This window comes from Micromonospora sp. NPDC003776 (assembly GCF_053605645.1).
Map to the genome: position 1 here is coordinate 1 of NZ_JBSGJR010000047.1, position 21,795 is coordinate 21,795.

Here is a 21,795-nt window from a genome sequence, read left to right on the forward strand (position 1 = left end):
ACCGCGGCGACCAGGCTCTCCCGCAGGCCGCGCAGCTCACCGGTCTTGATCAGGTACGGCACCGAGCCGCGCCGGGTCGCGGACGGCCGCGACGACGCGGTGACCCGCGGCGGCGGCCTGCGCCACGAGCAGCCGTCCGGTGCCGCCGCCGGCGCCGAAGACGACGAGCCTCACGACCCGGCCCTCCTGGTCACCACCACGAGCAGGAGCACGAAGGCGAGCAGCGCGGCGCCGGTGCGGACGTCGTTGAAGAGTTCCCACCGGTGCAGGATCGCCGCGTGGTCGGCCGGCGCGCCCTCGACGACCCACACCTTGATCTTCTGGTTGATCGGTACGTTGCCGAACCGGGTGACCACGAAGGAGGTCACCACCAGGCCGGCGGCGACGGCGGCCAGCCGACGGGCGATGCCCCGGGACAGCACCGCGAGCGCGACCAGGCTCAGCGCCGACAACGCCATCAGGGACTGCATGACGGGCCCGTTCATCCGCATCAGCGCGACGTGGAAGGTGAGTCGCACCTCCAGCGGCACCGCCCGGAACGCCTGGACCACGTTGAGCGCCCCGTAGCCGAAGGCGCCGGTGAGCAGCCCGGTGCTGAACAGGGCGACGGCCGCGACCGCCCGACGGCGGGTGCCGTCCCGGTCGTCGTCGCGGGCGACCGGTGCGTCGGCGAGGCGCGTCACCGCGCGTCCTCCGTCCCGACGATCCGGGTGAGCTGGTCGACCCGGCGGAGCCGTCCGTCCGGGGCGAGCTGCCCGAACATGTGGATCTCGGTGACCACGTGGCGGCCGCGCGTCAGGGCGATGAGCGTGTAGCGGGCCGCCGCCCGGTCGCCCTCGACCAGGGCGTCGTGGACGTCCACCTCGCACCGGGTCACCGTCCGGCGGGCCGGCCGGGCGTGTGCCGCCAGGCGCTCCCGGTCCAGGTGCAGCCCGTCGCTGTACCAGGCGATGTCGGGAGTGTGGTAGCGGTCCATGACGACGCCGGGCTCCTCGTCGCCGAACGCCATCTCCTGCACGTACGACCGCAGGTAGCCGGCCAGGTCGTCCCGGGGGACTGGGGGTGTCTCCGTCAGCATGGCGCCCCTTCGATCCTTAACTCTGACAATGATGTCAAGGCTAGAGGTGTTGGGTAGCCTTGACAACCGTGTCTGAGCAAATTTCCCCCGGACGTCGCCGACGGGTCCGCGCCGAGGCCCGCCGCAGCATCTCGGCCATCCTCGACGCCGCCGTCCAGGCGCTCCGGGAGCGGCCCCAGGCCACCATGGACGACATCGCGACCGCCGCCGGGCTGTCCCGGCAGACCGTCTACGCGCACTTCCCGTCCCGGCAGACGCTCATCGCCGCGGTCTACCAGCGGATGACGGACGAGGTGCTCGCCGCCCTCGACGAGGCGCGGCTCGACGAGGGGCCGGCGCCGGAGGCGCTGCTGCGCCTGCTGCGGGTGAGCTGGGGCGCCTTCGACCGCTACCCGACGCTGCCACCGCCCCCCGGCGCGACCGACGTCGAGCTGCACCAGCCCATCTTCGACCGGCTCGACCGGCTTATCCGGCGTGGGCAGCGGGCCGGCGAGTTCGATCCGGACGCCGCACCCGGCTGGCTCTTCGCCGCCACCATCGCGCTCGGCCACGCCGGTTGGGCGGAGGTCGTCGCGGGCCGGATGTCCGCCGCCGACGCGGCCGCCGCGGTGCAGGCCGGCATCCTGCGGGTGTACGGCGCGAAGCCGCCGGTCGCCTGAGCCCCGGCGGCTTCGCCCGACCAGGTCAGCCGACCTGGTTGATGCGGATCAGGTTGCCCGCGGGATCGCGGAAGGCGCAGTCGCGCACCCCGTACGGCTGGTCCATCGGCTCCTGGACGACCTCCGCGCCGCTGGCCTCCAGGCGCTCGAAGGCGCCCGCCAGGTCCGTTGTGGCCAGGGTGACGATGGCGTACGTGCCCTTGGCCATCATCTCGGCGATCGTGCGGCGCTCGTCGTCGGTGATGCCGGGGTCGGCGGCCGGCGGGTGCAGCACGATGGACGTGCCGGACCCGCCGGCCGGGCCCACCGTGATCCACCGCATCCCGGCGTAGCCGACGTCGTTGCGGACCTCGAAGCCGAGGGCGTCGCGGTAGAAGGCCAGCGAGGCGTCCGGGTCGGTGTGCGGGAGGAAGGCGGAGTTCACCGTGATGTCCATGGCGGTCAGGCTAGTGCCGCCCCCTGGCCGGGGCTTCTCGATTCCTGACCGACCCGTCACCCGCGGCCGACGTAGGCGGCGAGGTGCTCGCCGGTGAGCGTGGAGCGGCCGGCGACGAGGTCGGCCGGGGTGCCCTCGAAGACGATCCGGCCGCCGTCGTGGCCCGCGCCCGGACCGAGGTCGATGATCCAGTCCGCGTGCGCCATGACCGCCTGGTGGTGCTCGATGACGATGACCGACTTACCCCCGTCGACCAGCCGGTCGAGCAGGCCGAGCAGTTGCTCGACGTCGGCCAGGTGCAGGCCGGTGGTCGGCTCGTCGAGGACGTAGACCCCACCCTTCTCGGCCATCCGGGTGGCCAGCTTGAGCCGCTGCCGCTCGCCGCCGGAGAGCGTGGTGAGCGGCTGGCCCAGGGTGAGGTAGCCGAGGCCGACGTCGGCGAGCCGGCCGAGGATCGTGTGGGCCGCCGGCGTCCGTGCGTCGCCCTCGGCGAAGAACCGCTCGGCCTCGGCCACCGACATCCCGAGCACCTCGCTGATGTCCCGGCCGCCGAGGTGGTAGTCCAGCACCGACGCCTGGAACCGCTTGCCCTCGCACTCCTCGCAGACGGTGGCGACCCCGGCCATCATCGCCAGGTCGGTGTAGATGACGCCGGCGCCGTTGCAGGTCGGGCAGGCGCCCTCGGAGTTGGCGCTGAACAGCGCCGGTTTCACGCCGTTGGCCTTCGCGAACGCCTTGCGGATCGGGTCGAGCAGCCCGGTGTACGTCGCCGGGTTGCTCCGCCGGGAGCCCTTGATCGCGGTCTGGTCGACCGCCACCACGCCGTCCCGCCCCGCCACCGAGCCGTGGATCAGCGAGCTCTTGCCGGAGCCCGCCACCCCGGTGACCACGACCAGCACGCCGAGCGGGATGTCGACGTCGACGTCGCGCAGGTTGTGGGTGGCGGCGCCGCGCACCGCCAGCACCCCCGAGGGGGTCCGCACCGTCGGCTTCAGCGACGCCCGGTCGTCGAGGTGGCGGCCGGTGACCGTGCCACTGGCCCGCAGCCCCTCGACGGTGCCCTCGAACACCACCTCGCCGCCGGCGGTGCCGGCGCCCGGGCCCAGGTCGACCACGTGGTCGGCGATCGCGATGGCCTCCGGCTTGTGCTCCACGACGAGCACCGTGTTGCCCTTGTCCCGCAGCCGCAGCAGCAGGCCGTTCATCCGCTGGATGTCGTGCGGGTGCAGCCCGATCGTCGGCTCGTCGAAGACGTACGTGACGTCGGTGAGCGAGGACCCGAGGTGGCGGATCATCTTGGTGCGCTGCGCCTCGCCGCCGGAGAGCGTGCCGGCGGGACGGTCGAGGCTGAGGTAGCCGAGCCCGATCTCGACGAACGAGTCGAGGGTCGCCCCCAGCGCGGCCAGCAGCGGCCCGAACGACGGTTCGTCCAGGCCGCGGACCCACTCGGCGAGGTCGCTGATCTGCATCGCGCAGGCGTCCGCGATGTTGATCCCCTTGATCTTCGAGGACCGGGCCGCCTCGCTGAGCCGGGTGCCCCCGCAGTCCGGGCAGGTGGTGAACGTGATCGCCCGCTCCACGAAGGCGCGGATGTGCGGCTGCAACGCGTCGACGTCCTTGGCGAGCATCGACTTCTGGATCTTCGGGATCAGCCCCTCGTATGTCAGGTTGATGCCCTCGACCTTGATCTTCGTCGGCTCCTTGTAGAGCAGGTCGCGCAGTTCCTTCTTCGTGTACCGGCGGATCGGCTTGTCCGGGTCGAAGAAGCCGCAGCCCCGGTAGATGCGCCCGTACCAGCCGTCCATGCTGTAGCCGGGGATGGTGAGGGCGCCCTCGTTGAGCGACTTGCTGTCGTCGTACAGCGCCGACAGGTCGAAGTCGGTCACCCGGCCCATGCCCTCGCAGCGCGGGCACATGCCACCGGTGATGCTGAAGCTGCGCCGCTCCTTCGTCGTGGTGCCCCCGCGCTCCACGGTGACCGCGCCGGCGCCGCTGATCGAGGCGACGTTGAAGGAGAACGCCTGCGGCGAGCCGATGTGCGGCTTGCCGAGCCGGCTGAACAGGATCCGCAGCATCGCGTTGGCGTCGGTGGCGGTGCCGACCGTGGAGCGGGGATTGGCGCCCATCCGCTCCTGGTCGACGATGATCGCCGTGGTCAGCCCCTCCAGGACGTCGACCTCCGGCCGCGCCAGCGTCGGCATGAAGCCCTGCACGAAGGCGCTGTAGGTCTCATTGATCAGCCGCTGCGACTCGGCGGCGATCGTGCTGAACACCAGCGAGCTCTTGCCTGACCCGGAGACGCCGGTGAACACCGTCAGCCGGCGCTTCGGGATCTCGACGTTGACGTCCTTGAGGTTGTTCTCGCGCGCGCCGTGCACGCGGATCACGTCGTGGCTGTCGGCGCCGTGCGTCGTCGGGGCCATGCTCATCGTGTCTCCATCCTGTCGACCCGGGGCCGTGCGGCGCCCGGCCGAGGTGTCCGGCCGGGCGGGCCACGCGTCACGTCACGGTCGATCATCTCGTGCTCGCCGTCGCGGTCAAGGACGGCGGCGGCGGGTCACCGGTCCTGGAGCAGCCCGAGGACGTTGCCGTCCGGGTCGAGGACGGTGGCCACGAGCCGGCCGCCGCCGACGTCGTGGGCGGGCTCCTGCACGGTGGCGCCGGCCGCGGTCACCTCGGCCAGCTTCGCCTCGATGTCCGATACGTGCCAGTAGGCCACCGGGGTCTTCATGCCCTGCGGCCCGCCACCGGGCACGAGGCCGATCTGCTGGCCGGCGGCCTCGAAGCCGACGTAGTAGGGGGAGTCGCTCTGCGGTGGTACGCCGAGCAGGGCGCTGTAGACCGCCTTGGCCGCGGCCAGGTCGGAGACGGGGTGCAGGATGGTCTGCACGCCCTGGGTGGTGGAGCCGGTCATGGTCACTCCTGACGTCGTGGGATCGGTCATGGGCCAGCCGGTCCCGGGTGATGTCCCGCCGATCACGCTATGTCCGGCTCCGTGGCCCGCGCTTCTCGATTCCTGATCGGTCTGGTCACCTGCTTCGCCACGCAGGACGGCATCTCCGCGGCCTCCTCCGCCACCCGGCGCCGGTAGACGCTGGGCGGCACGCCGACCAGTTCCGTGAACCGGGTGCTGAAGGTGCCCAGCGACGCGCAGCCGACCGCGAAGCAGACCTCCGTCACGCTGAGGTCGCCCCGCCGGAGCAGCGCCATCGCGCGTTCGATCCGCCGGGTCATCAGGTAGCCGTACGGTGACTCTCCGTATGCGAGGCGGAACTCCCGGCTGAGGTGCCCGGCCGACATGTGCACACCGCGGGCGAGCGCCTCCACGTTCAGCGGCTGCGCGTACTCCCGGTCGATCCGGTCGCGGACCCGGCGCAGCCGCGCGAGGTCGCGCAGGCGGTGGTCGTCTGCGGCGGAGGTGCTGGTCACGTCGGCGATCGTGCCACGTCGAGCGGGGCGATGCCCAGCATTGGGCCGCCTGATCAGCACAAATGCCTCCTTCGCAGTCTCGCCTTCGCCGAGCGGGTGGATCCGCAGCGTGGGAAGAACATCGGCGAGTGGCTCGCGTCCGTCCGCCTCGGTGATGTCACTCATGAGCTCTGGTCGGTCCTCCTTCCTGCGTTGGCGCTGGATTCGACTGGTCATTGATCGCCGGGTCCGGAGCCGGCAGCGGAGGCGCCGCCGGCCGCGCGAGTGTCAGCCGCTACGCCAGCCGCTGTCTCCGAACCGGCAACAGGGTCAGCAAACCGTCGGCAACGTACCGAACCGGAACAGACCGAGACCGGGGCCGGCACCGTGGCCGAGTAGCGGCGGCGATCCCGGCCGCGGTTGCCCGGGCGGAACGTCCGTGACCCGGAGCCCCCTCCTACGGGTGCGACCGGGCCACGGACGGATCAGCGACCATGCTCGCGTCACGTCTGGGCCGAAGCGAGCCCATCTGCGGCGGGCGAGATGACAGCAATGGGAGTACCCACCGCAGCCACCTGGTCGGCCCTCACGAGAATTGCCGCCACGGTACCCGCTGCGGGCGAAACAACCTCGGTTTCTACCTTGTCTGTCGAGATCTCGGCCAACGGCTGCCCGGCTTCCACCGTCTCGCCTGCGGTTGTAATCCACCGGAGAACCGTTGCTGACTCCACGCCTTCACCGAGCGGGGGCATGAGTACTCCCACCTGTCCGGCACCGACCCCGGCACTGCTCATGCCGGCCCGCTCAGCAGGCATGGTGCCCGCGCCCGAGGTGCCTCGCCGGGCAAGCAACAAGAGCACCAGCTCGACGACCGTGTAGACGAGAAACAGCGAGACGACAACCCGGACGAACAGCGACCGGCCGGTCAGGATGTATGCCACCAGGAACACGATTGCCCCGGTGAGGAGAGCGGCCGACCTCTTTCGGTTCTTACCGAGCATGCTCATCGTCAACCCATCATCGTTTCGTTCGTGCTGATCGGTGCCTCAGACCCACCGTGCGTACCTGCGGTGCGTCCAGCTGAATTCTCGCCGCAGGTTTCTCGCGTAACGCCGGTCATCAGCGGCCGTCTGACAGTGGTGGGCGAGACAGCTGATGTGGTAGTTCATGTTCGACCACGTCGAACGAAAATCGTTGAACCCGGAGATCATGCCGGCAGCGTTGCCGATGCGTCGCCACCTCTTCAGTCCCTTCCCGAGCGGACGGAATCTGGCCCACCGGCCTGCTGCTCGCTGTGCCCGATAGAACCGGTACGCGCCATAGCCTGCCCGAGCTTCCCCGTAGCCGTCGACGTACGACAGGGAGTACCAGGAGATCTTGGCAACATCCCAGCTGACGGCGGCCACGTGACGGGTCCAGCAGTTATGCCTGAACGGATTCCAGCAACGCCCGTCCAGATCAAACTTGTTAAGCGGATCCTGACAGCTGTAGTCGTACCGGTTGCAACTGCCGCCGTAGACCGGGTCGACCTGGAGGAACCGGCCGGTGGCGCTGTTGTAGAGCCGGACCCCCATCAGCGTGATCCCCGAGGGCGTGTCCGACGCCCGCTGCTTGCCGCCGAGCCACCCGTATCGCTGCTTGCCGATCCCGGTGGTGTCCCGTGGCGTGCCGAACTCGGTCGACTCACCCGTGCTCGACAGGCCCTGGTCGGCGTCGTGGATGGTGCCGACGACGTCTCCGTGCAGGTTGGTGACCTGCCAGTCGAGGGTGCCGCTGTCACTGTCCCAGGTTGCCACCAGGCCTTCCAGCCCGGCCACATCCCGCGTGCAGCGGGTGGCCGATTCCTGGGTCCAGGCCGGGCTGTCGTCGTCACCGTCGTAGTGGTGGGTGGACTGCACCGCTGTACCACTGGCGTTGTCGGTCCACGAACGGACACGCTCGCCGTTCACGTCCAGGGTGTAGTCGGTGGTGCGGCTGCCCTGCGTGATGGTGTCGACCAGGTCGGTGACGTGGTACGTCGTCGTGACGGCGCCGCCGGCGGGGTCGGCGGTGTCCACGGCTGGCAGGCTGGTGATCCGGCCGAGGGCGTCGTAGCCGTACCCGGTGGTGTTCACCCGGTCGGCGGAGTCGTAGGTCCACGACTGGCTGGCGGACGACGTCGTGGCCTGGCAACTGCCGTCCGACGTCGGGTCGTAGCTCGTGCGCGACCTGCGGTTGCTCGCCGGGTCGAACGAGTACGTGCGGGTGGTGCACTGCCCGCCGACGATGTCGTTGACGGCGGTGAGACGACCGGCGGCGTCGTAGCCGTAGTGCTGCTCGGACAGGGTGGAGACGTGCTCCCGCCACTGGTCGTGCCCCGAGGTGGTCACCGACTCGCTGTAGAGGTTGCAGTCGCCGACGCCACAGCCCGGTTTGGCGTAGCCCAGCCCCACGGTCTTGCCGACCTCGTCCACCTGACGGGTGACGCTGACGCCGTTGGGCCAGTTCTCGGTGGTGAGGTTGCCGTCGGTGTCGTAGCTGCCGCTGAAGGTCCCGGCCTGCGCGTCGGTCACCGAGGTGAGCAGACCACGCCGCTCGGTGCCGCCGTCGTAGGTGTAGGTCCGCTCCGCCTTGCCGTCGTTGCTCGTCGCGATGCGGCCGAGCAGGTCGTAGGTGGTGGTGGAGGTGTTTCCGTCGGCGTCGGTGTAGGACGTCAAGCGGCCGAGGGCGTCATACCCGCGGATGAGCTCCGCCATCACCGTGCCAGCCACCACCGACTGGGTCCGGACCAGTTGTCCGCTGGCCGGGTCGTATACATCGCGCGTTGTCGGCACGGCGGTGCCCAGTCCGGCCGCGGCGGTCACCGACGTCTCGTAGGTCCGGCCGGCGCCGTCGTAGGTCGTGGTGGTCGTCCGGAGCGTACCCGCGCCGGTCTTCTCCGTCACGGTCCGCGGCTGGTTGTACATGTCGTACGTGGTGACCGTGACTGGCAGCTCCGGACCGCTGGCCGCCTGGCCGCCGGGCTGCACCCGGCAGGGCAGGTTCGCCCACTCCGGCTTGAGGTCACACTCGCTGTAACCCGATCCGGAGGTGGCCCGGTAGTAGACGGTCTGCCGGGTCGACGGCGTGTTGGTGGTCGTGCCGCCTGCCGGCGCGGTCACCGAGGTGGGCAGGCCGGTGATGGGATCGTAGGTGGTGCGGCTGGTCAGCGCCAGGCCGGCCGGGTCGACGGTCGAGACGGTGGCCTGACGCAGGTTCCAGTCGTACTGGGTGGTGGTGCGGCGCACGTCGGTGTCGCTCTCGACCCCGCCGGCGTCCCAGTAGTGCACGCTCTCGTCCTGCGTGGTGACCAGGTTGTAGGGCCCGCCGTTCGGGGCGCCCTCGTCGTAGGTGTACGCGGTGCGGTTGCGGCCGCGGATGGTGGTGCCGTTGTCGAGCATGACGTCGTGCTCGGGGCCGTAGGTCCAGAGCAGCCGCTCGCCGTCGGATGAGTAGCTGCTGAGCGTCGAGTAACTTTTGGCGAGGGCGGTTTCGGCCGCCGCATCGTCCGAGCCGGAGGCGTTCAACGCGAGCTCCCGGTCACCGGCGCTGATGGTCCGCACCACATTGCCGAAGCTGTCGTACCAGGTGGCGCTGATGCCGCCGCCGGGCTGGGCGATGTCGACGCTGCGCGCGTTGGCGTCCAGGTAGTTGACCGTCGCCCGTTCGTAGGAGGTGGGTAGGGCACCGTTGGCCGGGTCACCATCAGGAACCTGGTTCGCCGGGAAGATCGCGGTGGCATCCGTCGGCCCTTCGGTCTGCGCCCATCGCGTGGTCTGTCCGGGGGACAGGTCGTACGGGGCGCCGGTGCCGGAGACCGGCACCTTGTAGACGACCGTGGTGGTCGCCGTGCCGGCGGACAGGGCCGAGCGGGTGACCCGGTTGAGCCGGCCGATGCCCGGATCGCCCGGGATGGTGGTGTAGCCGAGCTGCCACGCCTGCTGCCCGCTCGGGGTGACCTGGCTGAGCACTCCGTTCAGGTTGTAGTCGTAGGTGTCCCACAGGTGGGTGGTGGTGCCGTTGTTGTTCCAGTCCAGGCGGGGGTCCCACGCGGCACGAAGGCGACCGGCGTCGTCGTAGATGTAGCGGGCCATCGCCACGGTACGCATGGCCGGGGTGGACAGGTCGGGGTCCCATGCGGTGAAGCTGATCTCCTTGACCCGCCCCGCGTAGTCACCCCAACCGTCCGAGGTGCTGCCGGTGGCCGTGGTGCCCGTGGCGTAGGTGAAGGTCAGCGCCCGGCAGCCCCGGGTCAGGGTCGCGCAGTTGACCCCGTCGGCCACCGGTGCCAGCATCCGGGTCGGACGGACGATCTCCGTGTTGTTGATCGTCACCTTTTCCCAGCTCAGCGTGGTGGTCTGGTTGTTGCCCGGCACGGTGACGGCGGTGGGAAAGTACTTCCCGGCGGCCGAGCCGGTGACCCGTGTGAAGGTGGTGGCGTCACCGTCCTCGTCGGTGAGCGCGTACGAGTCGGTGGCGCTCGCGTAGGTCAGCTTCAGCCCCTCCATGCCGATCTCCGGCTCGAAGTCGGTCGAAGTCTTCTTGGTGAAGCCGATCGTGTCCCCGTCCGGGGTGCCGACCTGCACCAGCGAGCCGTAGACGGTCAGTGACGTGTAGGGCGAGGACGCCTCGTCGACGACCGCGCCGGAGACCCAGCCCGAGCCGAACATGTTCGCCGAGTCCGTCTGCGTCGACCGCCGGGTGTTGTAGGACCGGCCGACGGTCAGGTCGGAACCGTACGAGTCCACCGAGACGTCCGTGTCGGAGACGCTGTAGTTGCCGGTCACCAGGTTGACCGAGCCCGGTCCGATCTCCTGCGATGCGGCGGACGCCTGGTTCCGGTCGAAGCTGATCTTCACGGCGCTCGACGTGCCGCCGGTACCGCCGACGAAGGTGCCGCGTACCTGCAGCGGCCCGTCCCGAGGGATGAGCTGGGCGTCGGCCTTGGTGAGCGTGGCCTCGACGTCCCAGTTGAGCTTGGGGAAGGCGCCGTTGCCGCTGGTCGGCAGCGGCCAGGTGACCGCGCCGCCGCCGGCCGCGACCGTCACGTCGGCGGCCGGGATGTCTGTCCAGGTGTCCGCGTCGCCGCGCCGCCACTGGTAGGTGACGCCGGTCGCCGCGGCCTGGCCGACGCCGGTGATGGCGGTCTTGGCGGCGGTGATGTCACCGGTCTTCGGCGCGGTGACCGCACCGCTGCCGACGGAGAACAGGTACGCCCGGGTGGGCGAGACGTTGCCGGCCCGGTCCCGGGAGCGGACGTACAGGGTCTGGGGTCCGTCCGTGGTCGGGGTGATGGACACCGTCGCGCTGCCGCCCAGGCTGGCCGCGTTCACCGACTGGTTCGGCGGGTTGGTGTTGAGGCCGTACTCGTAGGCGCTGACGTCCGTCACCCCCGAGGCGCCGAGGCTGAAGCTGCCCGCGGTGCCGACCGCGCCGCCCCACTGGCCTTCCGGGTAGGCGGTCGAGGAGATGGTGGGCGCGTTGGCAGGTGCGGTGGTGTCGATGATGAAGGCGCAGTAGCTGCTCCAGTTGCCGTTCACCGAGCCGTCGTTGCCGCGTACGTGCCAGGAGTAGGTGGTGTTGTTGGCGAAGGCGCCGGCGGGGACGCTGGTGGCGAGCCAGGAGCCGGAGGCGCCGGGGCCGATGATCGCGCTGCCGATGTGGCTGCCGCCGCCCGTGACCCACTCGAACTCGGCCTTCACCGACGCGCCTTCGGAGTCGGTGATCTGCGCCCGCAGTTGTGGTGTGGTGGTGTTGATGTAGGGCAGGTTCGAGCCGGTCGCACACGCGGTGGACGGCACCGTCGCGCGGGAGCTGACGGTGGGCGGGGTGTTGTAGGTGAGGTTGACGTAGGGGTCGTTGGTCCCCTCCATCGAGTCCCACTTCTTCCAGGCGAGATTGTCCGTCTCGCTGTGCGCCCGCAGGCCGAGGTTGACGGTGGTGGAGGAGGTGCCGTTGGCGGTGTCGGCGAAGGCGCCGGTTGCCGAGGCGTTCACCCATCCGCCGCTACAGCCGCTGTAGCCCTTGGTCACGCTCGAGTAGCCGGTGACCTTGACCCAGGTGGGCTGGTTCGTCCACCGCGCGGTCGAATCGGAGTAGAGGGTCTCCCACACGTCCCACTGCCGTGCCGTGCACGACCAGGAGTGGAAGTTGTAGAGGTAGAGGGTTGCGGCCTGGACCTGCTTGCCCTGCAACCAGCCGAGGTTGCGGAAGCTGAGCAGCGACCGGGCCTTCGTGGTCCCGCTGTCGTAGGTGCCGGCACGCAGTTCGGTGGCGCCGGACTGGTCGCTGGTGTAGTCGCTCTCGATGAAGGCGTCGTAGTTCGGTTTGAGGGTGATCGCGGGGTCGATGGTGACCGGGAACCGGGTCTTCGGGTCGGTCAGCCACGCCTGGTCGGGGGTCAGGGTCACCTGTGCGGTCGCTCCGGCGGCGCGGGCGGCCGGGGTGCGGGTCGCGACGGTGGTGTGCCGGGTGGCGACGCCGGCGCGCGGATCGATGGCGGCGTCCCACATGGTCGGCGCGGGGGAGACCCCGATGAGGTGGTGGGATCTGTCGCGGATGTCGAAGCCGCCCTGGCCGTTCTTCGCGACGGTGAGGCCCTTGCCGCGCAGCGGCAGCGGGATGCTGCGGACCTGGGCGACCGCATCCCGGTTCTTGACGACGAGGAACTGCTCGTATCCGGTACGGGTCGCCTCCAGCACGAGGTCCACGCCGGGGCGTACGTCGGGGTAGGTGGCCCGCGTGCCCTCGACCGTCGGCCGGGGCAGCGGTCCGGACCAGCCCAGGGACACCTGCTGGCCGCCGGTGCCGAGCGTGGCCAGGTCATGGTCCCCGGCGCCGGCCGGGCCGGACAGCCGCAGGTGGCCCGGGTGGGCGATCGCGTTGACCGATCCGTCGGGCTGCTGGACCAGGTTGAAGTTGACCGGCGTCCACCGGCCGTCGGGGTCCTTCATCCGTACCGGCCCGAGGTGCATCTCCACCTGCACCGAGCCGGTGGGCAACGCCCAGAACTCCGACGTCTCCGACGTCAACCCGGTGATCTTCACCTTCTTGCCAGTGATCCGGGCAGTGGTCAGTGCCGCCGCCTCGTCCGGGCGTTCCAACACCGCCGGGCCAACTACTCGCGGTGACGGTTTTGGGCTTGCGGCCGCCGGTGTGATGGCCAGCTGATTGGTGGCCGAGGCCACCAGTGTCACGGCAAGGCCGGACGCGATCAGACGTCCCGCCCGGCCGAATCTCCTTGTCCATTTTCTGCGCACAGCCATACGACCGTCCACGATGTCCTCCCCCGTACGGGCTCGTTGGATAGTGAGGGAGAGGCTACGGGCTCCGATTTCTCCTCCGATAGGACGGTTGTATAGGAGTATTCAACCGACCGGCTCTTGAGGGTCAATGTCCGAGCAGGTATAAGCGAACCAACTCAATCACATCCCGTCACCACTTCTAGTGGTGACAGCTCGCTCCGGAGCTGCGGTAGCAGTCGAGGCTCGCTAGATTCGATCACCCACAGTGATCAACCATCGATGAGCGTGGCCGGCAGAGCGAGGGATGCCGGTTTCGAGATTTTTCGCGCCGGGGCGGGCCGACGGGACCGCGAGGCGGGGAGGGCGGGGACCTCGGCCCGCTCGCCGGCCAGCGTCCCATCCGGCCCGCCGCCCTTCAGCCGACGTCGCGCATCCGGCCCGTACGGCCGTCGAAGTACCGCACCCGATAGGGAGCGGGCAGTTGACGGGCCACCTCCCGGGCCAGTTCCGCGCCGCGCCGGTGGAAGCGCGCCTCGTGCTCCGGTGTCGGGAACCCGGACGCCGCCGGGTCGGCGTGGTCGAGGGTGTCGTCGTACGCGCGCGCCCAGGCCAGGAGGTCCGCGGCCAGCGCGGCCGTGATCGGCAGAAGGCGCGGGTCCAGGTCGCCGGGGTGGTCGGCGCGACCACTCCACAGCGGGAAGCAGCCGTAGTCCGCCATCATCCGGACGACCAACTCGCGGCTGCTCATGGCGCTCCCCGAAGGACGGGCCCGGCTGGCGACGCCGCAACGATCGACGGTTGCAGTGTGCAATGAATCTCCCTGGTCCGGTTTCCGGCATCCCGGCCCGGGTAGCGATCCCCACGGTGCACACATCCTGAGGAGGCCCCCATGGCACGACCGCACGTCGTCATCGTCGGCGCGGGCTTCGCCGGGTTCCACGCCGCACGGCGGCTGTCCCGCGTCGCCCGCGGCCGCGCCGACATCACCCTGGTGAATCCCACCGACTACTTCCTCTACCTGCCGCTGCTGCCCGAGGTGGCCGGCGGCGTCCTCGACCCCCGGCACGTCGCGGTGCCGCTGACCGAGGCGCTGCCCAGCGTACGGCTGGTGCTCGGTGAGGTCGACGAGCTCGACGTGGCCGGCCGGCGGATCGGCTACCGGGACCCGACCGGGAACCGGGACCGGCTGCGCTACGACCGCCTCGTGCTCGCCGCCGGCAGCGTCAACAAGCTGCTGCCGATCCCCGGCGTCGCCGACCACGCGCACGGCTTCCGGGGCATCCCGGAGGCGCTGTACCTGCGCGACCACCTGGTCCGCCAGCTCGAACTCGCCGACGCCGCCGAGGACCGGGCCGAGCGCGCCGCCCGCTGCACGTTCGTGGTGGTCGGCGCCGGCTACACCGGCACCGAGGTCGCCGCCCAGGGGCAGCTGTTCACCCGCGAGCTGGCCCGCCGCCACCCCCGGCTGGCGCACGTGCCGATCCGCTGGCTGCTCGTGGACACCGCCGACCAGGTGCTGCCCGGCATGCAGCCGCGGCTCTCCGCCACCGCCGGACGGGTTCTGCGGGAGCGCGGCGTCGAGGTCAACCTGGGCGTATCGGTGCGGGAGGCCACCGCCACCGGCGTCCGGCTTACCGACGGCCGCAGCCTGGCCACCCACTCGCTGATCTGGTGCGTCGGCGTCCGTCCCGACCCCCTCGTGCAGGCGACCGGCCTGCCGCTGGACCACGGCCGGCTGGCCGTCGACGAGTATCTGGCCGTGCCGGGGCACCCGGAGATCCTGGCCTGCGGCGACGCCGCCGCCGTACCCGATCCGCAGCACCCCGGCCAGGCGACGCCGATGACCGCGCAGCACGCCGTACGCCAGGGCCGGCTGGCCGCCGACAACATCGCAGCCAGCTACGGCACCGGCCGCCAGCGTCCCTACCGGCACCGGGACCTCGGCTTCGTGGTCGACCTGGGTGGCTGGCAGGCGGCGGCCGCCCCGCTGCATGTACCGCTGTCCGGCCTGCTCGCCCGGGCGGTGACCCGCGGCTACCACCTCACCGCGCTGCCGGCCGGCCGCGCCCGGGTGGCCGCCGACTGGCTGCTCACCGCGCTGGGCTCCCGCCCGGCCGTCGGGCTCGACCTGGTGTCCGGTCCGGCCGTGCCGCTGGAGACCGGCGCCCCGGAAACCGTCCACGCCTGAGAGGAGACCCCGTGCGCGCCCTGACCGTCGTCCCGCAGCAGGCCGACACCGCCGCCCTGACCGACCTGCCCGACCCGACTCCCGGCGACGGTGAGCTGCTGGTCGAGGGCGTCGCGCTGGGCATCTGCGGCACCGACAAGGAGATCGTCCTGGGAGACTACGGCTGGGCGCCGCCCGGCGACGAGCGGCTCGTGCTCGGCCACGAGTCCCTCGGCCGGGTCTGCCAGGCCCCGGACGGCAGCGATTTTACCGCGGGAGACCTCGTGGTGGGGGTGGTCCGCCGGCCCGACCCGGTGCCCTGCGGGGCGTGCGCCCGCGGCGAGTTCGACATGTGCCGCAACGGCCGCTACACCGAGCGGGGCATCAAGGAGCGCCACGGCTACGCCAGCGAGTTGTGGACCGTCGAGCCCGACTACGCGGTGCGGCTCGACCCGAAGCTGGAACGGGTCGGCATGCTCATGGAACCGACCAGTGTGGTCGCCAAGGCCTGGGAGCAGGTCGACCGGGTCGGCGCCCGCTCCTGGTACGAGCCGCGCACCGCGCTGGTCACCGGCGCCGGCCCGATCGGCCTGCTGGCCGCCCTGCTCGGCGTCCAGCGTGGCCTGGACGTACACGTGCTCGACCTCGCTGAGGACGGCCCGAAGCCGGCGGCGGTGGCCGCGCTCGGCGCCACCTACCACAGCCGCCCGGTCGCCGAGGTCACCGACAAGCTCCACCCGGACATCGTCATCGAGGCCACCGGGGCCGGCCGGGTGGTGGTCGACGCGATGAACGGCACCGCCGCGTACGGGATCGTCTGCCTCACCGGGGTCTCCTCCGGCGGCCGGACCATCCCGGTCGACGCGGGCGCCACCAACCGCGGACTCGTCCTGGAGAACGACGTGGTGGTCGGCTCGGTCAACGCCAACCTGCGGCACTATGCGGCCGCCGCCGACGCCCTCGCCGCCGCCGACCCGGGCTGGCTGGACCGGCTGATCACCCGCCGGGTGCCGCTGAGCCGGTTCGCCGAGGCGCTCAGCCCGCGACCCGACGACATCAAGGTCGTTCTCACCCTCGACTGAGAGGAGGGCGCCGTGCCCCGTCCGATCGAGGACTACGCGCTGATCGGCGACCTGCACACCGCCGCCCTGGTGGCCCGGGACGGCTCGATGGACTGGCTCTGCCTGCCCCGCTTCGACTCGCCCGCCTGCTTCGCGGCGCTGCTCGGTGACGAGGAGGCCGGGCTGTGGCGGCTCGCCCCGGCCGCCGGCGGCCCGGCCACCCGCCGCCGCTACCGCGACGACACGCTGATCCTGGAATCCGAGTGGGACACCCCGGACGGCAGCGTCCGGGTGGTGGATCTCATGCCGCCGCGCGACCGGGCGACCGACGTGGTCCGGGTCGTGGAGGGGATCTCCGGGCGGGTGCCGATGCGGATGGACCTGCGGCTGCGCTTCGACTACGGCCACATCGTGCCCTGGGTCCGCCGGCACGGCCGTGACCTCGCCGCCGTCGCCGGCCCGGACGCGGCGTGGCTGCGCACCGACGCGCCGCTGCGCGGCGCGGACCGCTCCACCGTCGCCGAGTTCACCGTGGCGGCGGGGGAGCGGGTGCCGTTCGTGCTCACCTGGCAGCTCTCCCACCTGCCCCGGCCCACCCCGGTCGACCCGGACGCCGCGCTCGCCGGCACCGAGCGGTACTGGCGTACCTGGATCGCCCGCTGCGACTACGACGGGCGCTGGCCGGACGCGGTGCGCCGGGCACTGATCACCCTCAAGGCGCTCACCTACGCCCCCACGGGTGGCATCCTCGCGGCGGCCACCACCTCGCTGCCGGAGCAGCTCGGCGGCCCGCGCAACTGGGACTACCGCTACTGCTGGCTGCGCGACGCCACCTTCGCCCTTCAGGCTCTGCTCGGCACCGGGTACGTCGCCGAGGCCAAGGCGTGGCGGGAGTGGCTGCTGCGCGCGGTCGCCGGCGACCCCGCCGACCTGCAGATCATGTACGCCCTGGACGGCACCCGCCGGATTCCCGAACAGACTCTCGACTGGCTCGACGGGTACGCCGGCTCCCGTCCGGTGCGGATCGGCAACGCCGCCGCCGAGCAGTTGCAGCTGGACGTGTGGGGCGAGGTGCTCGACGGCCTCCAGCTCAGCCGGGAGGCGGGCATCGCCGCCACCGAGGAGGCGTGGGACGTGCAACGCGCCCTGCTGGACTTCCTGGAGGGCAACTGGCAGCGGCCGGACAACGGCCTCTGGGAGGTCCGGGGACCGCGCCGGCACTTCGTCCACTCCAAGGTGATGGCCTGGGCCGGCTTCGACCGGGCGGTCACCGCCGTGGAGCGGTACGGCCTGGACGGTCCGGTAAACCGGTGGCGTGCCCAGCGGGACGCGGTGCACGCCGAGGTCTGCGCGCGGGGTTTCGATCCGGACCGGAACACCTTCACCCAGTACTACGGCTCGCGTGGCCTGGACGCGGCGCTGCTGCTCATCCCCCGGGTGGGCTTCCTGCCGTGGTCCGACCCGCGGGTGGTCGGCACGGTCGACGCGATCCGCCGCGAGCTCTGCGTCGACGGCTTCCTGCTGCGCTACCGGCCGGACCACGACGACCACGTCGACGGGCTGCCCGGCGGGGAGGGCGCCTTCCTCGCCTGCACCTTCTGGCTGGTCGACGCGCTGCACAACACCGGCCGCACCGGCGAGGCCGAGGAACTCTTCACCCGGCTGCTGAACCTGCGCAACGACGTCGGCCTGCTCAGCGAGGAGTACGACCCGGCGGCCGGCCGGCAGCTCGGCAACACCCCGCAGGCGTTCAGCCTGGTCGGGCTGGTCAACTCGGCGCGGCAGCTCAGCGGCGCCAGCACCCGTACCTCCGCGTCACGCGCTGAGCAGCACACGCCGGTCGAGCGGTCCTAGGGTTCTGCCGTACCGGAGCCTTCCGCCGTGCGGCGTGAGCGGGCAGGATCGGACGGGTCCGCAGACGACGGGGGCTGGTCATGCCGGATGGGTTCGACGCGACGACGGTGGCCCGCGTCCCGGCCCCGTCGACCGGGAACACGCCGCCCCGGCCACGGCCATCGCGCCGTACCCGTACTCCGCTGCTGTGGTCGGCTACCTGGTGGGGCATCCGGCAGGGGCCCTGGTCGCTGCTGGTGTTCCTGGTGTTCACAGTGCTCGCCACGACCGGTGCCACACCACCGATGTTCGCCGAGGCCTCGGACAACGCGGCGTTCGAGGCCGCCCGGGCCGCCGTGCCCGCCGGCGCCCGCGAGAGCGACGCGGCGGTCGTCCGGCTGACCGCGTCGGCCTCACCGTCCAGTGCCGACCAACGCGACGTCATCGAACGGATCCGTGCCATCCCCGGACTGTCCGAACCCGTCCTGAACGGCAAGTCGGTGGGCGTCGAGCTGGCCCGGCCGACGCGGTGGGAGTCGTTCATCGGATCCGCGTCCCGGCGCGAGCGCGCCCGAATCTTCGCCCTTCCCGACCCCGCCGCGCATCTTGTACCGGCCGCGGGGAGCGGCCCGGTACCCGCTGGTGGAGTCTGGTTGCCGGCCCCGCTGGCGCGGGAGCTCGCCGTCGCCCCGGGCGACGCGGTGACGTTCTCCGCCCAGGTAGGGGGAGCTGAACGGCGGGTGGTCACCTCCGTTGCCGGCAGCTACCAGGTCGCCGAGGACGGGCGCCGGCCGCTGGACCGCCCGGGCCGCCGTGACTGGTCACTGCGCCGGGGCGAGCTGCCTCTCGACAGCGCCCTCGCGACCGTGCCGGCCTACCTCGTCATCGGGGACGTCGCGATCGCCGAACAGCTCGCGAGGGAGGTCGGTGACCAGCTGCTCTGGTCGGTGGACGCCGACCTCGCCCCGGGCCTGACGCTGGCCGCGGCACGGGTGGTCGCGGATCGGGTCGACGACCTGCGCAAGCGGTACGTCGCGGCCCGCACCGATCAGGAGGTCCTCGCCCGCCGGGTGGCCAGCGGCATCGGGTTGCTGACCGACCAGGCTGGCGCGGTGGCCGACGGTGTGCGGCGGCGGACTCTGCCGCTGCAGTGGGCCGCTGTGCTGGTGGCGCTGGTCGCCCTGGTCGCCGTGGTGGCCGCCGCGCTGCGTCGCCGGCGCGTCGAACTGCGCCACGCGGTGGGCAGCGGCCTGCCCACCGCCCTGGTCGCCCTGCTGTGGATGCTGGAGCACCTGGTGCCGGCCGTGCTGGGCGCGATCGTCGGCTGGCTCTGCGCGTGGGCGATCGTCGGGCTGGTCGGTCCGGCCGGGGCGGTGACCGCGGCGTCGACGGGATCCGGGCTGCGGCTGGCGCTGACGGCGGCGGCGGTGGGCGTCCTCCTGATCGGGGTGTTCGCCGGTGCCACCGCCGCCCGGCGCGTCCAGCCGGCCGCCCCGGCCGCCAGCCGTCGGCGCGTACCGTGGCTGGTCCTTCTCGTCGCGGCCGCGATCACCGCCACGGCGGGACTGGCGGCGGCGGACCGGTCCGGAGGCGACGCCCGGAGCACGGATCTGTTCGTGCCGCTGCTCGTCTTCACCGCGGCCGGGGCCCTGGGCGTGCGGCTGTTGCCGTGGCTGGCGGGTGCAGGCCGGGGCCTGGTGGAGCAGATCCGCCGGATCAACGAGACCGTCCTCGCCGGTGAGTACGCCTCGCTGCGCGCCCTGGCGGCGGGAACCGGCCGCCGGCCCGAACCGTGGCGGGTGGCGGTGCTGCTGGGCGGCGACGAGCTGTCCCGGCACGAACGCGGCCAACTGGACCGGGTGGTCCGCACCGGCGCGGCCTGCGGGGTGCACCTGGTGGTCCGCGGCATCGACCTGCCGGACGACCCGACGGTCACCCGGATCACGGTGGAACCCGACGGTGCGCGGATCGCCGGCCTGTCGGTGACGCTCGACGCGCCGCCGCCCGCCCCGCTGGTCACCGAGACCTGCCGGGAGGTGGCGTCCCGGGTCAACGCGGGCCCGCCGCCGGCGCCCTTCACCGACCTGCTCCCCCCGGCCGAGGAATACTGGCGGGAGGACTCGGCGCACGGCCTGACCGCGCCGATCGGCGAGGGCCCGCACGGCCGCCCGGTGCTGCTCACCCTCGGCGACTACCCGCCGCACGCGCTGATCGGCGGCCCCTCCGGCACCGGCAAGACCAACCTGATCTTCGCCTGGATCGGTGCGCTGGCCGCCCGCTACTCCCCCGCCGAACTGGAGTTCTACCTGCTCGACTTCAAGGAGGGGGTGTCCTTCGCGCGGTTCGCGCAGGGCCGGCGCGACCCGAGCTGGCTGCCACACATGCGGCTGGTCGGCATCAACGTCAACACCGACCGCGAGTTCGGGCTGGCCCTGCTGCGCTTCCTCGCCGAGGAGCTGCGCCGCCGGGCGGACGCCGCGAAGAAGCACGAGGTCACCAAGCTGGCCGAACTGCGCGCGGTGGACCCCAACGGGCACTGGCCCCGGATCGTCGCGGTGGTCGACGAGTTCCAGGCGCTGCTCGCCGGCCGGGACGTGGTCGCCCGGGAAGCCGCCGACCTGCTGGAGGACCTGGCCCGGCGGGGCCGGTCGCAGGGCATCCACCTGGTGCTCGCCTCGCAGGACGTGCGCGGCATCGAGGCGCTCTGGGGGCGGCCGGCGCTGGTCGCCCAGTTCACCCTGCGCATCGCGCTGCCCAAGGCGTTGCGCATCCTGGCCGAGCGCAACGACGCCGCGCAGTCGCTGCCCCGCCACCACGCCGTGGTCAACGCGGAGTCCGGGCTGGCCGAGGGGAACGAGGTGGCCCGCATCCCGTCGGCCAGCGACTGGGAGACCTGGAGCGAGCTGCAGCACCGGCTGTGGCGGATGCGCCCCGCGGACGCCGCCCCGGCCCGGCTCTTCGACGGCGACGCGATCCCCCGGCTGGCCGACGCGCCGGACTTCCGCGCGCTGGCCGCCCCGGAGCAGGGGGTGCCGCGCAACCCGGTGGCGCTGCTCGGGGAGATCATCGACGTACAGGCCCGCTCGGCGGCGCTGCGGCTGCCCCGGGCCCCCGGGCGCAACCTGGCCGTGCTGGGCACCCGGATCGACGAGGCGTGCGCGGTGCTGGACGCGGCCGCCCGCTCCCTCGCCCGGCAGCACCGCCCCGGCACCGCCCGGTTCTCCATCGCCTGCCTCGACCCGGACGCCGACCCGGCCGCCCGCGCCCTCTACGAGGACCTGGCCGACGACGCCGCCTGGTACGACGAGGAGACGGTGCCCGAGCTGATGGCCGAGGTGGGCGACTCCCTCGGCACGCCGGGCGCCCCGAACACCCCGCACTACCTGCTGCTGTACGCGGTCGACGCGGCCGCCGCGCAGCTCGCCGGCAAGGCCGGCCGGCGGACCGGGCTGGAGCAGCTGCGCCGGATCCTGCACGACGGGCCGGAACGGCGTACGCACGTGCTGGCCTGGTGGCGCGGGGTGGCCCGGATGCGGGCCGACCTGGGCGGCGCCGGGGCCCGGCTGGACCAGATCGGGGCGTGGGTGGCGCTGGACGTGCAGGGCGCCGAGCTGAGCGGGGCCCTCTACCCCGGCACCGGCGGGCCGGACTGGTACCCGCGGCCGTGGCGGGGGCTCTACTTCGACCGGGCGGTGCACCGCACGGGGCAGACGATCGTCCCTTATGGTCCTTCGCGATGAACGAGCCGGTGACCAGTGAGACGTACGCCGCCCAGATCCGTCGGCTCGCCGAGCTGACCGCCCGGGTGGCCGCCCAGCGGACCGAGGCGCACACCTGGTACGCCCAGCAGTGCGCCGCCGCCGACCGGGCCGTGGCCGAGGCGACCGAGCA

Annotated in this window: 14 protein-coding genes and 1 pseudogene; 5 read left to right on the forward strand and 10 right to left on the reverse strand. The window is 72.1% G+C overall.

Annotated features, from left to right (window positions below; all coding sequences use genetic code 11):
• Positions 1-36: 36 nt before the first annotated feature.
• The 3 genes from ACWEVO_RS06920 to ACWEVO_RS06930 are packed head-to-tail and all read right to left on the reverse strand — an operon-like array spanning position 37 to position 1,078.
• The gene (locus ACWEVO_RS06920; protein WP_452306626.1) at positions 37-174 is read right to left on the reverse strand and encodes an NAD(P)H-binding protein; all 138 of its coding nucleotides are present in this window, start codon (positions 172-174) and stop codon (positions 37-39) included.
• Positions 171-683: an anthrone oxygenase family protein gene (locus tag ACWEVO_RS06925; RefSeq protein WP_452306627.1), complete on the reverse strand. Its 513-nt coding sequence runs from the start codon at positions 681-683 to the stop codon at positions 171-173. The genes ACWEVO_RS06920 and ACWEVO_RS06925 overlap by 4 nt, the downstream gene beginning before the upstream one ends.
• Entirely contained in the window at positions 680-1,078 is a 399-nt protein-coding gene (locus ACWEVO_RS06930) for a nuclear transport factor 2 family protein (RefSeq protein ID WP_452306628.1), read from the reverse strand. Before ACWEVO_RS06930 ends, ACWEVO_RS06925 begins: the two co-directional genes overlap by 4 nt.
• Positions 1,079-1,146: 68 nt before the next feature.
• Here ACWEVO_RS06930 and ACWEVO_RS06935 point away from each other — a divergent pair, with 68 nt between their 5' ends.
• Positions 1,147-1,737 carry a TetR/AcrR family transcriptional regulator gene (locus ACWEVO_RS06935; RefSeq protein ID WP_452306629.1) on the forward strand — a complete coding sequence of 197 codons (591 nt, stop codon included), beginning with the start codon at positions 1,147-1,149 and terminating at the stop codon, positions 1,735-1,737.
• A 25-nt stretch (positions 1,738-1,762) separates the two neighbouring features.
• Here the strand turns inward: ACWEVO_RS06935 and ACWEVO_RS06940 are convergent, their stop codons facing one another.
• The 7 genes from ACWEVO_RS06940 to ACWEVO_RS06970 form a co-directional block, all read right to left on the reverse strand.
• Positions 1,763-2,173 (reverse strand): VOC family protein, encoded by a 411-nt coding sequence (locus ACWEVO_RS06940; RefSeq protein WP_452306630.1) that lies wholly within the window; start codon positions 2,171-2,173, stop codon positions 1,763-1,765.
• Positions 2,174-2,229: 56 nt separating this feature from the next.
• Positions 2,230-4,602, reverse strand: a complete 2,373-nt coding sequence (locus ACWEVO_RS06945) for an ATP-binding cassette domain-containing protein (protein WP_452306631.1) — start codon at positions 4,600-4,602, stop codon at positions 2,230-2,232.
• Between the two features lie 128 nt (positions 4,603-4,730).
• Positions 4,731-5,087 carry a VOC family protein gene (locus ACWEVO_RS06950; RefSeq protein ID WP_452306632.1) on the reverse strand — a complete coding sequence of 119 codons (357 nt, stop codon included), beginning with the start codon at positions 5,085-5,087 and terminating at the stop codon, positions 4,731-4,733.
• 62 nt (positions 5,088-5,149) lie between these two features.
• Positions 5,150-5,602 carry a helix-turn-helix transcriptional regulator gene (locus tag ACWEVO_RS06955; protein WP_452306633.1) on the reverse strand — a complete coding sequence of 151 codons (453 nt, stop codon included), beginning with the start codon at positions 5,600-5,602 and terminating at the stop codon, positions 5,150-5,152.
• 482 nt (positions 5,603-6,084) lie between these two features.
• Positions 6,085-6,588, reverse strand: a complete 504-nt coding sequence (locus ACWEVO_RS06960; protein WP_452306634.1) for a lipoyl domain-containing protein — start codon at positions 6,586-6,588, stop codon at positions 6,085-6,087.
• Between the two features lie 39 nt (positions 6,589-6,627).
• A complete protein-coding gene (locus ACWEVO_RS06965) occupies positions 6,628-12,705 on the reverse strand; it encodes a DNRLRE domain-containing protein (protein ID WP_452306635.1) in 6,078 nt (2,025 codons plus the stop codon).
• A 553-nt stretch (positions 12,706-13,258) separates the two neighbouring features.
• Positions 13,259-13,591: a hypothetical protein gene (locus ACWEVO_RS06970; RefSeq protein ID WP_452306636.1), complete on the reverse strand. Its 333-nt coding sequence runs from the start codon at positions 13,589-13,591 to the stop codon at positions 13,259-13,261.
• A gap of 141 nt (positions 13,592-13,732) precedes the next feature.
• Here ACWEVO_RS06970 and ACWEVO_RS06975 point away from each other — a divergent pair, with 141 nt between their 5' ends.
• The 4 genes and pseudogenes from ACWEVO_RS06975 to ACWEVO_RS06990 form a co-directional block, all read left to right on the forward strand.
• Positions 13,733-15,031, forward strand: coding sequence for an NAD(P)/FAD-dependent oxidoreductase (locus ACWEVO_RS06975; RefSeq protein ID WP_452306637.1), 1,299 nt, complete (start codon positions 13,733-13,735; stop codon positions 15,029-15,031).
• 11 nt (positions 15,032-15,042) lie between these two features.
• Entirely contained in the window at positions 15,043-16,092 is a 1,050-nt protein-coding gene (locus tag ACWEVO_RS06980; protein ID WP_452306638.1) for a glucose 1-dehydrogenase, read from the forward strand.
• Positions 16,093-16,104: 12 nt separating this feature from the next.
• Complete coding sequence (locus tag ACWEVO_RS06985; protein ID WP_452306639.1) at positions 16,105-17,925, forward strand: glycoside hydrolase family 15 protein; 1,821 nt, start codon at positions 16,105-16,107, stop codon at positions 17,923-17,925.
• A gap of 1,601 nt (positions 17,926-19,526) precedes the next feature.
• Positions 19,527-21,644, forward strand: a pseudogene (locus ACWEVO_RS06990) (FtsK/SpoIIIE domain-containing protein); the annotation flags it as partial.
• Positions 21,645-21,795 lie beyond the last annotated feature (151 nt).